11 protein-coding genes are annotated in these 13,653 nt (G+C 64.4%); 4 read left to right on the top strand and 7 right to left on the bottom strand.

The features are described from left to right. Nucleotides 1-21 precede the first annotated feature (21 nt). Entirely contained in the window at nt 22-1,125 is a 1,104-nt protein-coding gene (locus tag QP305_RS02875) for a DsbA family protein (protein ID WP_284903896.1), read from the bottom strand. Further along, nucleotides 1,125-2,006: a macro domain-containing protein gene (locus QP305_RS02870; RefSeq protein ID WP_284903893.1), complete on the bottom strand. Its 882-nt coding sequence runs from the start codon at nt 2,004-2,006 to the stop codon at nt 1,125-1,127. Before QP305_RS02870 ends, QP305_RS02875 begins: the two co-directional genes overlap by 1 nt. A 181-nt stretch (nt 2,007-2,187) precedes the next feature. Here QP305_RS02870 and QP305_RS02865 point away from each other — a divergent pair, with 181 nt between their 5' ends. Both QP305_RS02865 and QP305_RS02860 read left to right on the top strand, forming a co-directional pair. Beyond that, a complete protein-coding gene (locus QP305_RS02865; protein ID WP_284903891.1) occupies nt 2,188-3,018 on the top strand; it encodes a ribonuclease H family protein in 831 nt (276 codons plus the stop codon). A gap of 442 nt (nt 3,019-3,460) precedes the next feature. Then, nucleotides 3,461-5,683 (top strand): S9 family peptidase, encoded by a 2,223-nt coding sequence (locus tag QP305_RS02860; RefSeq protein ID WP_284903889.1) that lies wholly within the window; start codon nt 3,461-3,463, stop codon nt 5,681-5,683. Nucleotides 5,684-5,753: 70 nt separating this feature from the next. Here QP305_RS02860 and mtnN read toward each other — a convergent pair whose 3' ends face one another. The 4 genes from mtnN to QP305_RS02840 form a co-directional block, all read right to left on the bottom strand. After that, nucleotides 5,754-7,181, bottom strand: a complete 1,428-nt coding sequence (gene mtnN / locus QP305_RS02855; protein ID WP_284903887.1) for a 5'-methylthioadenosine/S-adenosylhomocysteine nucleosidase — start codon at nt 7,179-7,181, stop codon at nt 5,754-5,756. Further along, entirely contained in the window at nt 7,178-7,633 is a 456-nt protein-coding gene (locus QP305_RS02850; RefSeq protein ID WP_434736383.1) for an S-ribosylhomocysteine lyase, read from the bottom strand. The genes mtnN and QP305_RS02850 overlap by 4 nt, the downstream gene beginning before the upstream one ends. Nucleotides 7,634-8,125: 492 nt before the next feature. Further along, nucleotides 8,126-8,320, bottom strand: a complete 195-nt coding sequence (locus tag QP305_RS02845; RefSeq protein WP_284903883.1) for a type II toxin-antitoxin system HicB family antitoxin — start codon at nt 8,318-8,320, stop codon at nt 8,126-8,128. Then, nucleotides 8,317-9,504, bottom strand: coding sequence for a hypothetical protein (locus tag QP305_RS02840; protein ID WP_284903881.1), 1,188 nt, complete (start codon nt 9,502-9,504; stop codon nt 8,317-8,319). The genes QP305_RS02845 and QP305_RS02840 overlap by 4 nt, the downstream gene beginning before the upstream one ends. 108 nt (nt 9,505-9,612) lie before the next feature. Between QP305_RS02840 and QP305_RS02835 the strand changes: the two genes are divergently transcribed. Further along, nucleotides 9,613-9,864 carry a type II toxin-antitoxin system Phd/YefM family antitoxin gene (locus QP305_RS02835; RefSeq protein ID WP_350309592.1) on the top strand — a complete coding sequence of 84 codons (252 nt, stop codon included), beginning with the start codon at nt 9,613-9,615 and terminating at the stop codon, nt 9,862-9,864. Nucleotides 9,865-9,931: 67 nt separating this feature from the next. Here the strand turns inward: QP305_RS02835 and QP305_RS02830 are convergent, their stop codons facing one another. Beyond that, nucleotides 9,932-10,486 (bottom strand): DUF4232 domain-containing protein, encoded by a 555-nt coding sequence (locus tag QP305_RS02830; protein ID WP_284903877.1) that lies wholly within the window; start codon nt 10,484-10,486, stop codon nt 9,932-9,934. Between the two features lie 417 nt (nt 10,487-10,903). On the opposite strand from QP305_RS02830, the gene QP305_RS02825 reads away from it, so the two are divergent. Next, the gene (locus QP305_RS02825) at nt 10,904-13,516 is read left to right on the top strand and encodes a hypothetical protein (RefSeq protein WP_284903875.1); all 2,613 of its coding nucleotides are present in this window, start codon (nt 10,904-10,906) and stop codon (nt 13,514-13,516) included. Nucleotides 13,517-13,653 lie beyond the last annotated feature (137 nt).

Genomic DNA, 13,653 nt, shown 5'->3' with positions numbered 1-13,653 from the left:
GCCGCGTAGCTGTTCAGCCCGTTAACCCGCCGCGTCTACCAGCGCTTTTTCGAGCTCAATCGTATTGGTGATTGCGGTGAGTGGCTGGTAGCCGGTGCTCGCGGTGCCGTTGATAATAATCGCGGGGGTGCCGCGCAGGCCGAGGGTTTCTAGCCCCAAGGATTCCTGGGCGGCAATGAAGCTGGTGGTTTCCGCGCTGTCACGCGCGGCCCGGAAAACTTCCACGTCCAAACCCAGCTGGGTGGCATAAGCATCGAGGTTCTCATCGGAGAACATCGACGATGCTTTGTCAGGGTCGTGGCCGGCGGCAGCTGCGCCGTCGAAAAGAAGAGAAGAATACTCCCAGAACTTGCCCTGCAATCCGGCCGCGTGCGCGGCGGCGGCTGCGCGATCACTGGACACGGTGTCCTTGAAAATCGGGACCTGCACGTACGCGAGGTAAATATCGCCCTTCTTGGCCAGCTCCAGGAGCTGCGGCACGGATTCGGCGTGGAGTTTATTGCAGAAACTGCAGGCGTAATCGGAGTAGATCGTCACGTGCACGGGGGCCTTCGGGTCCCCGGCGGTTTGCCCGGAGGCAGTTTCCAGCTGCGGCAGGGCCTGGAGCTGGGTGCGAATCTCATCGGGCTGGGTGGGAATGTAATCCTGACCGGCCACCCAACCGCGGTCCGTGGCGAGCTGGGTGTAGCGCGTCTCGACGGGGCCGGGCGTGGTGTTCAGTCCGCCCTGCCCCGCGCCGGGAGTGGCCGGCGCGGTGGCGGTTGCGGTGGGATGCGGCGCGGCGCTGCCCCCGAAACGCCCGTTGGACGAACCGAGGGTAAGCAGCACCGCGAAAACCACCAGGGCAATAATCGCCAGCACGGTGATCATCACCCAGAACCCGCGGCTGCTGGGATGCTGTTCTTCTTCCCCAGCAGGTGCGGGAGGTGTGGAAGGCGGCCACGCCGGGGCGGCGCCGGTAGCAGCGCCCGTGCCAGAAGCCGGGCCGGTACCAGCGCCCGCGGCTGCACCGACGCTCGGATCCGGGCCCACGCCCGCACCCGAACCCGCCGCTGCGGGCGTACCGTACTGACCCTGGAACCCAGATTGGCCGCGATCCACGGAGTCAGGAGTTCCCTGGCTCATTATTCCTCCACCCAGCGCTCAATCGTGCGCACGAAATGTTCCGCATCTTCATCAGCGAAGATATCAAAGACCACCAGATTCACATTCGAGCGCGGATTCTGGTGCAGCCACTGCGCCACGGTATCCAGCGCGATCCGCGTGGCTTCCGCGAAGGGGAAATGCGAATGACCGGTGGCCAGCGAGCAGAAGGACACCGAAGTAATATCGCCCTTTTCTGACGCCAGGTCGAGGCAGCGAGTGTAGCAGCTGGCCAGCGCCGCACGATCCGCATCCGTGACCTCACCTTCCACCGTGGGCGGCAGGGTGTGGAGCACGTAGCGCGCCGGCAGGCGATACCCGCGAGTGAGCGCCGCTTCGCCCGGTTCCAGTTCGCGATCCGACATCGAGTACAGCGTGGCGCAATCATTGCGCAGCCACGGGCCGGCCTGGCCGTGAATGGCCTGGTCGATGGAGGGCTTATTGTAATCGCGGTAGCCCAGCAGATTGGGGCGCGCCCCGTTGACCACCGCGTCCACCACGAGTTCCCGCGCATCCCCGCGCCAAATCACGGTCTTATCCCGGGCCGGGTATTCGGATTCGGGCATCATGTCAGAAATACGAGCCAGGTGGCGGGCCTCGGTGCGCCCCAGGTAGCCGGACAGCCGGTATAGCAGCACGTCAATCGCGCGCGAGACCTCCTCGCTGACTTCTTCAGGATCGCGCTGGATGAGGCGGTGGTTGAGTTCGGTGAAGAGCTCCCGGTCGGTCATTTTCGCCAGGTTGCCTTCCAGGCCGCCGAAGGCAATCTCAAAAAGTTCCCGGTCGGTGCGCTTCGAGGCGGCGGGCGCGGGCCACTCGTCGTCGAGCTTCAGGGCGTCGCGATATTCAGCTAGGTTGAGCATTATTCTCCTTATTCTGGGTCCGAACAGGGTTCCCTAGTACAAGGGTACCGGGCAGAAACGGTTTTCGTGCGCGTATGCACAGGGCCCGTGGCCGCGTGCGCCCGCGCCCGCCCCTGTGGATAACTTCGCGGTATCCCCGGGGAATGCGTGGCCGCGCCGCCCGGCACGCTAACCTAAAGCTATGACAACCTGGTTAACAACCGCTGAATTGGCCGAACGTTGCGGCACGGATACCTTCACTACCCTCGCCGCCCTCGAACTTTTAGGTTTGGCCGACGGCGCCGCGCCCTCGCCGCTCGCTTCCCGCCACGGTTTAGCTGATGTGGGGCGCGAAAGCGGGGCGCTGTGGCACGCGGATTCTGAGCGCTTGCTGCGCGCGGTTGTGGATACCGATGCGAGCGGCACCGGCGCTGCGGAGCCTGTGGATAACGAGGTGCAGGGCGTGTTGCCGCTCGCGGGCGTGGGTGAAGAGGTTGAGGGGTACGACGACGCCGCAGCCAGCCCCGCTCCGGCCCAGCCGGCCGGTGGCGGTAGCCCGGTCGGCAGCCCCCGCCCGGGTTTTGCCGCGGTGCTCGCCACCGATGGGGCGTGCTCGGGTAATCCGGGGCCGGGCGGCTGGGCCTGGGTGGAGCAGCTCAGCGGGGCGCGGAACAGTGGAGGCGCGGCCCGCACCACGAATAATATTATGGAGCTGACGGCGCTCATCGAGGGTTTGGAATATGTGGCGGCTCAGCACGGACCCCAGGCTCCGCTGCTTATTCGTGCTGATTCGCAATACGTCATTAATGTGATGACGAAGTGGGCGCGCGGTTGGCGTGCGAAGGGCTGGAAGAAGGCGGACGGCAAACCGGTGAAGAACCGTGATCTCGTCGAGCGCCTCCTTAATCTTTACGAAGCCCGCACCGGCCGCACCGAAGTGGAGTGGGTCAAGGGCCACGCCGGCGACGCCGCCAACGAGCTGGTCGACTCCCTCGCCGTCGCCCGCTCCCGCGAATTCTCCCGCCGCGGCTGACCGCGCGTAGTTCCGTTCGGAAGCCGGAAAACCGGCAGCGGAGAAAGCTACTCAACCGCCCGCGACCTGCTCAAAGCTCCTAGATTCTGACTAGAATCCACAGGGGCTTGCGTTTCCTTAATGATCTGGTAGGGTTATTCCACCAAGACCGGTACCGCTGCTCCTCGGAGTAGTCCAGGGCCGGTCCTCGTTTTCTCCGCTGGGCACGGGGTGTTTTTCCGAAGTGTACTGCAAATGTCGTACATGCGAAGTACATCTCTGACAACACGTGCCCCCTCCCCAGGTGCTGGTGTGACTGCTGAGGTTTGTGAGGTCCCCACTCTCTTCCGTCCACTAACGTGGCGGGGTCCGCGGTGGCCGGCGGCTGCGCCGTCGTACCTCACGCCCGCGCCCACCAACCGCCCGCGCGCAACAACCCCCGCATCTCCAGTAGAATCCCTCCATGACTATCGGCCCGATTGCGAAGAAGATCCCTACCGAACGTACTTTCCACGGCGACACCTACGTCGATAACTACGAGTGGCTGCGCGATAAATCCGATCCGGATGTCCGCGCGCTCCTCGACGCTGAAAACGCCTATTTCCGGGAGCAAACCGCGGGGCTTGGCGATCTACGCGATAACCTAGTGGCCGAATTCAAGGCGCGCACCAAGGAAGCCGACCGCGCCCTGCCCTACCGCGTGGGGGATTGGTGGTACTACCGGCGCACTTTCCAGGACCGGCAGTACCCGGCGATGTTCCGCACCCCCGCGCGCGGCGCCGCCCGCCCGGACCTCAACACGTCTTTCCCGGAATTCCCGGTTTGGGACGGCAACGAACTCGCCCTCGGGGAAGAATTCTTCCTCTGCGGCGGCTTCATGCCCTCCCCGGACGGCAAGCTCGGCGCGATGAGCGTGGATTTCACCGGCGATGAGCATTTCACCCTGCGCATTTTCGATATCGAAACCGGCCAGATCGTGGACGATTCGGTGCGCAATATCGGCTACGGCCTGGCCTGGATGGCCGATTCCAGCGCGGTGGCCTATTCCCGCGTGGACGATTCGTGGCGCCAGTGGCAGGTCAACCTCCACCGCATCGGCGATTTCAACGACACGATCCTCTTCCAGGAAAACGACGAGCGCTTCTCCGTCGATCACGAACAATCCCGCAACGGCAAGTGGATTATTATCCGCTCCGCCTCGGTGACCTCCTCGGATGTGCGGTTTATTTCCACGGAGAATATCGAGCAGCGCGTCAAGATCCTCGACCGCCGCGAGGGCTTGGAATACACCGCCGAACCGGCCGGCGACCAGGTCCTCATCGTCCACAACGCCAACCGCCCCGATTTCGAGGTCGCTTCCGCGCCACTGCGCACCTCCACCCCGGAAGAATGGGACCCCATTTTCGTGCCCGAGGAAGGCGAGCGCGTCGATTACGTGGAGGCTTACGCCGGCCACGCCGTCATCTCGATGCGCTCCGAAGGCCAAACGCAGCTGCGGGTCATGCGCCGGGAACGTCCACTTTCTGCCGCCAGCGCCATCGGTTCGACGCCGCCCTTAGCGGTCACCTCCGATTCCGGGACCGTTTCCGGGAACGACGACGCCGCCACCGTGGCGCCCGCCCAACCGGCCGCGGAAACGCCGGCCGCACCGGCTACCAATCACGGCTGGTCCACCCCGGTGGCCATCCCCACCGGCGAGGGCAGCTTCGTGGAAACCTACCCGGAGGGCAATTGGTTCACCTCCCGGGTGGTGTTCACCGAGCAGTCCATTCTGGAACCGCCCACCCAAAAGGCCTTCGACCCGCTCACTGGCGATATTGAAGTCCTGCGCACCCTCGACATCCCGGGCTACGACCCCTCGCTCTACACCCAGGACGCGGTGTGGGTGACCGCCCGCGATGGCGTGGAAATCCCGCTCACGGTGGTGCGCCGCGCCGATATACACCCGGACGGCACCAACCCCGGCTACCTCTACGGTTACGGCAGTTACGAAGTGTCCAACGAGCCCTATTTCTCGATTTACCGCCTGAGTTTGCTGGATCGCGGCGTCGTTATCGGGTGGTCGCATATCCGCGGCGGCGGTGAACTGGGGCGCCAGTGGTACGACGACGGAAAACTCCTCCGCAAGAAAAACACATTTAACGATTTCGTGGATTCGGCACGGTGGCTTATCGACTCCGGCTGGGTGGCACCTGACCGGCTCGTGGCCGAAGGCGGGAGCGCCGGCGGCCTGCTCATCGGCGCGGCGATCAACCAGGCCCCGGAGCTATTCCGGGCCGTGCATGCCGCGGTGCCTTTCGTGGATGCGCTGACCACCATCCTCAAGCCGGAACTCCCGCTCACGGTGGGCGAGTGGGAAGAATGGGGCAACCCGGTGGCTTCCCCGGAGGTGTACGCCTATATGAAGGAGTACAGCCCGGTGGAGAATGTACGCGAAGGGGTGGAGTACCCGGCGGTGCTGGCTACCACGTCCCTCAACGATATTCGGGTGCTGTACGTGGAGCCCACCAAGTGGGTCCAGGTGCTGCGCGAGAAAACGAAGCCCAACCCGGAGCGCCCCATCCTGGAGCGCATCGAGATGGTGGCCGGGCACGCCGGGAAAACCGGGCGCTACGACGCCTGGCGCGAGCGTGCCGAGGAAGTGGCGTGGATGCTGGACCAAGTGGGCGCCACCGAGGTGTACTAAGCGCGCGTACGGCCCGGTCAGTTCCGGCAACGGCCGGGCCACGTTGCCGCGCGCCGCACGGCCGCGCCGGCTAGCTAATCCCGGCTTCCGCCAGCGCCGCGGACCACGAACCAAAGCGCTGGCGGATGGCGGCCCCGGAGGGGTAGGTGCCCTGGTTGCCCGAATCGGCCAGCCACTCTACGTACCCGTTGTAGCTGACGGTTTTGCCGTTCCGCCGCGCCGCGATGGCGTGGCTGCGCAGCGCATCCACGTAGTCCTCCCGGTCAAATTTCAAGGCCCCGCGCTTGCGTCCGTTGCTCACCGCCAGGCCAACCGCCTGGAGTGCCTCGTTCCAATATCCGGAGAAACGCTTAATGACGGTTTGTGAAGTGGGCGGCCAGGTCAGTTTCCCGCGCCCGGATTCCGCTCCCGCAAGTTCCGTGACGGCCAGGCGTTCGGCGTCGTACTGCTTTGCTGTGAGGGTGAGGTGCGGGTCGGCCGCAATCGCGCCCTGGGCCCGGGCAATGCAGGCGAGCACCTCCTCCACGTCCAACTCAGAATCTTCGAGCGCTGTGCGCACATCCGCAACCATATCCGCGTCAAGCGAGGCGGCGGGCGCCGCGGCGTCGTCGCCCTCAGGGGTGTGGACACGGCCGAAAATGTAGAGAATCGCGGCTTCGAGCGCGAGGTGGGAGAAACGCGGCGTGAGGCGGCGGGCGCGCGAGCCACCCGCGGAGGTGCCGAGCCACGGCGTGATTTCCGCGAGGCGCGCGAGCGTGGCCGTGACCGCGCGGGCGGAGAGGTCGGCGGCTTCGTCGATGCCGATGTGGTAGTCGATCCCGGCCTGCGGGCCGCACAGGTCGGAGGCGGAACGAATCGTGAGGAAGGGAATTCCCGCGAGCGCGGCGGTGTGCGCGGCGGCGGTCGATTCCATATCGGTGAGGAGCGCATCGGGGAAGCGGGTGCGGGTGTCTTCCACGTTCGCGGCCGTGACGAAGGCATCGGAGGAGAGGATTTCGCCGCGCCGGATGTTCTCGGGGACGGCGGCGAGCAGGGTGGCATCGCCTTCGAAGAATTCGGGGGCGCCGGGGACCTGCCCGGGTGCGTATCCGAAGACGGTTGCGTCCGCGCGGCCGTAACGGTAGCGGGTTCCGGCGACGACGTCGCCCACCCGGATATCAGCAGCCAGGCCACCGGCGGACCCGGCCGAGATAATGACTTCGGGGCGGTAGCGGAAGAGTGCCCAGCCGAGCGCGCAGGCGGTGGCGACCAGGCCCACACCGGTGCGCATGCAGAGAATCGGGCCGAGGGCGGTGGGCACGTTCACACCGGATGCCCCGCGCAGTTCGGTGGGGAAGATGGGCTGGAGGGATTCGGCGGTGGCCGGGGTGGTGGCGTAGAAAGGTTCGGCGCGCAGGGCGGCGAGGACCGGCACGATTTCTTCGTCTTGAGCTGCGATAATGAGGGCGCGTGCCCGGGTCTTGCCGGGGGCGAGGGAGCGGGTGCGGGTAGGGCTCACTTGGCCATCACCTGTTCCCAGGTTTCGCGCCCGGCGAGCATGGCGGCTACCGCTTCCTGGGCGGCTTTGAGGTTGTGGTTGGCGCCCCAACCGCATTGGACTTCGTTCGCGGCCGGGACTTCGGTGGCGGCCAGGATATCGCGGAAGGTTTGTTCCACCAGGTCGCAGGTGGCGGGCACGTCCGGTTCGGCGGCCAGCAGCAGGTAGAAGCCGGTTTGGCAGCCCATCGGGGAGAAATCGACCACGGCGTCGCTGTGATTGCGGGAGTATTCGGCGAAGGAATGCTCGATGGAGTGGATAACCGGCATGGTCAGGTGTTCTTTATTGGGCTGGCAGAAGCGGATGTCGTATTTGGTGAGGACGTCCCCGTGCGGCAGGTGTTTGATATCGGCAACCCGCACGTAAGGTGCGGAAACTTTCCGGTGGTCGAGGTTGAAGGACTCGACGTTCATATGCGGCACGGCTCTTCCCTTCTTTGGAACGCGATATGTGTGGGCCGGGGTGCGGGCCCGGTTGTGCTGGGCCCGCGCGGTTCGGCTGGGCCTGGCGAGGCCTGGCGAGGCCTCGCTGGGCTCTGCTGGGCCTGGCGAGGCGCGCTGGGCTTTGCTGGCCTGGCCGGGTCCGCCCGGCGTATTACAAACAACGGCTATTGTATCTAGCTTTAACAAGTGCGGTGAAGCGGTCTCAGATTCCCAGGAAAATTCCAGCCTTGGTGCATGGTATTTTAGGGAACCTCGGGTTATATAGAACATGTCAGCGGAAAGCAACGGGAGGCGTGGACCCGTTCCGCTGCCGGGAGACTGGTTATCTCCTGGGGACAGGCTCAGTCGCAGCCAAGATGAACCCGGATGGTTCCCATTTCATCCGCTGTTCTAGCGCGAGAGTCTTCAGAAGGCCGGGGGAGCGTGGACCCCCGGCCTTCGCCATGTCTGCTGCGGGCTGGCTCAGTCCGGAAGGATAACGCGAACGCGGGCGCTGGCCGGATTACGTTCCACTTCGGGGAAGAGCGCAAGGGCATCACGCACCATATCCGGAATATCCTCCGGGTTTTGACTTTGGGTAAAGAGCCCGGGAACTTCGTCCACCTCGACTACCCACCAGCCGTCCTCGAGGGTAGCGCGTGCAGTGTATGTACTCATGATTCGTTCTCCGCAGCAACGATTTCCTTCAGCCGCGCCTCACCGGCCGGGTTGCCCTCCAACACCAGGTAGGAATCGAAACGCTTGGTCGGGGTCTCGGGGACCAGCTGCGCGGCCTCGCGCCGGTTGCCGCCCAAAATGGCGAACTCATTTCCATCCAGCGCACACAGAATATCGGTGGCCGCGGCCGGCTTGGTTTCCGCGGGCTCCCCGATCCAGTAGGAGCGCCCGCGCTCGCCACTCGCAGCTTGCGCATCGCCCGCCGCCGCATCCGCCCGGTTATCCGCAATAAACGAGGCGTAAGGGAAGTACGTGATCGAGTCCGGCCCGCGCAGCGAACACCCGGCGATCCGAGTATCCGCCGTGAACACACGCCCGGCGAGCTCGCCGGGCATTCCAGCCTCCCGCGCCTTCTCTGCTGTTGCCAGCGCTTCCAGCTCGGCGTTTTTCGGTTGCACGACGACGCTGCCATCGGCCAGCGTGTACTCGACCCGATCCTGGACCCACGCGCTTCCGTTCCACGTGAAACGCCCACGCACGCTGGCCTGCCCACCGAAACTATCCAGCGGCGCCCAGCTCAGGGAGATCTGGTCCGGCTGCATATCCACCACGTCGACTCGGGGAGCACGCGCGCTGCCATGCCGGTAGTCCTCAGGCATAATCTGGGCGATAGGCCGGTTGGCGCCGTCGTACCACGCGAAAGTGACCGACGGAGTTTCCGGCGCCGCTTCGGGCCCGGCCCTGCGGATACTGCTCGTAAAAATCACGCCGCGCACAGGCACCCCGCCCAGGGTGGTGGAGCCCAGATCGTCCATCCGGATTTCGAAAAGGTTTGTGCTCGGGGTGGCGCCCGCGGCGACGGGTGTGCGCGCGGGGGTGCCGCGCTCGGTGTCGTGGAGGAGTGCGGTGCCGTTGGTGAAGGGCACGGTGACTTGGGCGGGTTCTTTGCCGGGGTAGGTGCCGTCGCCGTCGCGCACCGCCCGCGCGAGGTAATCGGGAAGCGCGAGTTCCGAGCTGGCCAGCGCCGCGAACTCGGGTGCGGGAGCAGCGGTGGCGGGCGCGGCGCTCGCGGCAGGCGCGCTGGAATCGGGTGACGCGGCCGAACCGCCAGAATTCGTGCACCCGGCGAGCGTGAGCGCGAAGGCGCTCGCGAGGGCCAGGGCTGCGGGAGTGAATCGTTTCATGGGTTCTCCTTCGCGGATCGGCGGGCGGCGCCCGCGTGTGCAACGCTGCACAGCTGTTATTCTACGGGTAGATAGCACGCATGTACCCGGGGGTGCGCAATGAAAACAATGACGTCTTCAGAGTCGCTGGCGAACTACGCGGAGGTTCTGCGATCCGCGGTAGACGACCGCGAACCGGTGATCATCACCCGCAGCGGCCAGCCGTCCGTGGTGATCCTCGCGCTGGACGAGTACACCTCCCTGCGCGAAACGGTCTACCCCATGCGTTCGCCGCGCAATGCTCGGCGCTTGCTTGATGCGATGGAACAAATTGAGGCGGGCGGGGGAACCGACCATCCACTGTGCGAGGTTGCCAAGTAGTTTCGCGCCGTTTCCCACGCGCCGGTTTCGCTCCAGTTCCCGCGCCGCAGCCTCGTCGCAACCGCGCTCACTCCACCTCAAAATCCCCAACCTTCACCGTGGCCTCCCCGGACGAACACGAATTCATCTTCTCCCCGTGGGAAACGGAATACACGCTGGTGCCCGTGTACCCCACCGCAAGATCGAGACCCGACACCGTCCTCTCCGGGCACAACGCGCCGGGATTAATAGCGTCCACCTCCATGGCGATCCGCTCGCCCGGCTCCAGCACCACATCCGCTCCGGTCGCGCTGGTCGCCGGCGCCGGCTCGGTAAACATATTCCCGTTGGCGCTGATGGGCGTCACCTCGAGCTGCGCCGGAATGAAGCACGGCACCCGGCCGGTATTTTCCACCCGCAGCACGTAATACCGATGCCCGGCGCCGCCGTCCTGATACTCCAGCGTGGTCGCCATTTCCGCCGGCGCGCAGCGCGAGGGTGAATCCGCGCTCGCGGTTTCTGCGGGTGCGTTCGCGGGTGCGCTCGCGGCGTTCGGTGGCGCGGATTGCGTGGCGCTGCCCGAACACGCGCCGAAGAGTAACGCCGCGGCGCAGGCCACGGGCACAAGCGCGAAACGTTTCATGGTTACCTCCTTCATGCAGGCGTGCGTACCCGCGTGGTTATTGGTACGACGACGCCGCAGCAGCGGGGCGCCACCCGGCCCACGAGCGAACCTGCACCACCGCCAGTCTACGGCGTTCTAGTAACCTGCGCCACAAAATGTGGTGGTTGGGGTGAGGTTGGCATGGGCCAGAAGGCCCGACCGCTAGTTAAAGGAATAATAATGCGGGTATATGTAAATAATAGCAATTAACCAATAATCCGCTTATTTGCGGGCTTGTGGGTGCGGAATGGCGAAAATGCGGTGGCATTCCCGAGAAAATCCCAGAAAATTCCAAGCCGAATCTGGCTTTTCTGCCATTAACTGTTCCCCGTAAAATCGTGGCCCAGGCAAAGGGTGCCACTCTCACCTAGATGTATATTCCTTGAAAGGATAACGATGAGGTCCCAGACTCACCGCGTCGTCGCTACCGCTCTCACCGCTGGGGTAGCCGTTGCACTTGTTCCGGCCGGCGCAGCGCAGGCCCAGCCGGTTTCCGGAGCGGGCGAGGTGCCCGTTGCCGATGCCGCGCGTCCCGTGCTGAGCGTGGAGGAAGCCGAGCGCAATGTGGTCACGGCGCAGGTGGAAGTCCAGAATCGCCAGGCGGAACTCGATCAGGCCACCAAGAAGAATTCCGCCGCGCAGGATGACCTCAAGAAGGCGGAAAATGCGGCGGCCACCGCTGCTACTGCTACTCAGGAAGCCGAAGGAAAACTTGGCGCTGCGCAGAAAGAACGCGATGCCGCGCAGCGGGCTGTCGATGAGGTAAAAGAAGAGGGCCAGGCTGCTAAGAACCAATTGCAGGAAGCCAGCGCTCAGGCGCAGGATTCTGCCAAGCGCGCCGATGCCGCGAAAACCAAGCATGACGAAGCCGCCGCCGAGCTGGAGCGCGCAACGGAGAAACTCAGCGAGCAGCAGAAGCTGGCGCAGGAAAAGGCCGCGGAGTTGGAGGCCGCCAATCAAGCCTTGACGAAGGCTGAGGAAGCCGAAGCTGCTGCTAAGGCTGTAGAGAAGCGCCTGGGCGAGGAAGTCCAGCAGCTGACAGAAGCAGAAAAAGCCGCACAGGCTAGGCTGGCCGAAGCGCAGGAGAAACTGAGCAAGGCCGAAGCCGAGCGCGACGAGGCGCTCAAGCAGGACAAGGCCAAGGTTGATGCAGAAATCGGCGCGGTAGCCGCGGCCAAGAAGCTCGCTGAGGAGAAGGCTGCGGAGCGGGATGCCGCTCAGCAAGAAATGGAACGCACCCAGAAAGAGCATGCAGCCGCTGAGTCGAAGTTGCAGGAAGCCAAGAAAACTCAGGCGGAAGCCGAAGCTGCAGCTGAAAAGGCGAAGCAGGAAGAAGCTCGGCTGGCTACCGAACTTGAAGCGTTACAGCAAGAGTCAGCGCAGAAGGTCTCAGCTGCGGAGAAACTCAAGGCTCCTATGGATAATGCGAAAAAGGAGCTTGATAACGCCCAAAAGGAAGTAGCGGCGAAACAGCAGGAAATAAAACAGGTTGAGTTCGCGTTGCGAACCGCTCCGGATAACATAAAAGACTCCCTGAATAAGCGTCTTGCAGAACACCGCAAAGATCTCGTTACACTGCAAGCGCAGGTGGCCGAAAAGCAGAAGAGCTACACCGAAGCGAAGCAAAAATATGATGCTATGGCTGCTCAGCGCGATGAGGCTCTCGCCAAGCAAGAGGAGAAGCGAGAGGAACGCGTTAGTGCTGTCGGTGAACTCGATAAGGCTAAGCAAAAGCTAAAGGACGCTCAGAAGTCGGCTACAGATCTCACTGCGGAAGTAGCGCGCAAAAAGGAGGCGGTTGCTCAGGCGAAAACTGCCGCGCAGCAGGCGGATACCGCTGCTAAGCAGGCGACTACGAATCTGCAAAATGCTCAGCAAAAATTGACTGAGGCAAACGCCGCGGCAGAGAAAATCAAGGCCGCACAGGATGAGAAGGTGACGGCCGCGCAAGGTACACATGATGCTGAGCGCGATAAGCACGCGGAAGCCGCGAAAAAGCTCGCTGACGTCAAGGGCCAGGTAGACGGGCTAAAGCAGGGCTGGGCTGATGCGGAAAAGAAGCTCGCCGCGGCGAAAGCTGATGTGAGCGCCGCGAGCGAAGCGGCTCTCCAGGCAACGAAGGATATGCGTGCCGCGGAGATGAAGCTGGAAGCCGCACGGGAAGCTGAGAAGGAAACCGCTCGCAACCTGGATAGTGCGAAGAAGGCTGCCGCCCAGCAGCAAGCTCAGCTGGATAGTTTGATCGCCGCGGCTCAGAAGTACGACGAGCGCGTGGCGCACTTGCAGCAGGCTGCCGAGGCGGCGCGGCTCGCCGGTGAAAAAGCAGAGCAGGCCCGGGCCGCGCATGAGAAAGCAACCCAGGCCGTCACTGCGGCGAGCGAAGCAGCGCAGCAAGCGCAGTCCGCGCAGGCCGAAGCGAAGAAGAAGCTTGGCGCGGCGACGGTCGCCCTGCATGCCGCCGAGCAGCAACTCACCTTGGCTCGCCAGCAGGCCCCGGCACCGAAGCCCGATGTGCCAAAGCCGGACGCGCCCAAGCCCGATGTGCCGGGTGTGAAGCCGGCTCCGCAGCCGGAACAACCGCAACAGCCCGATCAGCCGGAAACAAAGCCGGGTACGCCCGAGATCAAACCGGATGTACCCACTCCGAGGCCGGATGCTCCGAAACCCGGCACTCCTGAGGTGAAGCCCGGCCAACCCGAGGTGAAACCCGAGATCAAGCCCGGCGTGAAGCCGGAGACCAAGCCCGATACCAAGCCGAGCACACCGGCGCAGCCCGGATCTCCCACGGCTCCGGCTGCGAAGCCCGCTGCACCTTCGGCACAGCCGCAGGCCCCTGCTGCCCCGGCCGCGCGCCCGGACACTTCAGCGCGCGCCCAGGCACCCGCCAAACCGGCCCTGGCCGCTTCCGGCAGCGAGGCACTCGGTTCCATCGGCGCGGCGACCCTCCTGCTGCTGGCCGGTGGGGCGGTGGTCATGGGCCGCTCGCGTGCCCTGCACGCCGCGAAATAACCGCAAAAAGCCGAAATAACACAGCGCCGCGCGCAACCGAAGGAGCGCTGCCTCGCACTGGCAGACACGGGGCAGCGCTCCTGAGGAAATTCCAGAAAAATCCAAGCCCGATCCGGATTTTCTGCTCTTAACTAGTC

This window comes from Actinotignum timonense (genome assembly GCF_030216305.1).
Classification (GTDB): Bacteria; Actinomycetota; Actinomycetes; order Actinomycetales; family Actinomycetaceae; genus Actinotignum; species Actinotignum timonense_A.
Note: the sequence above shows the minus strand (reverse complement) of the source record. Positions and strands in the feature narration are given on the sequence as shown.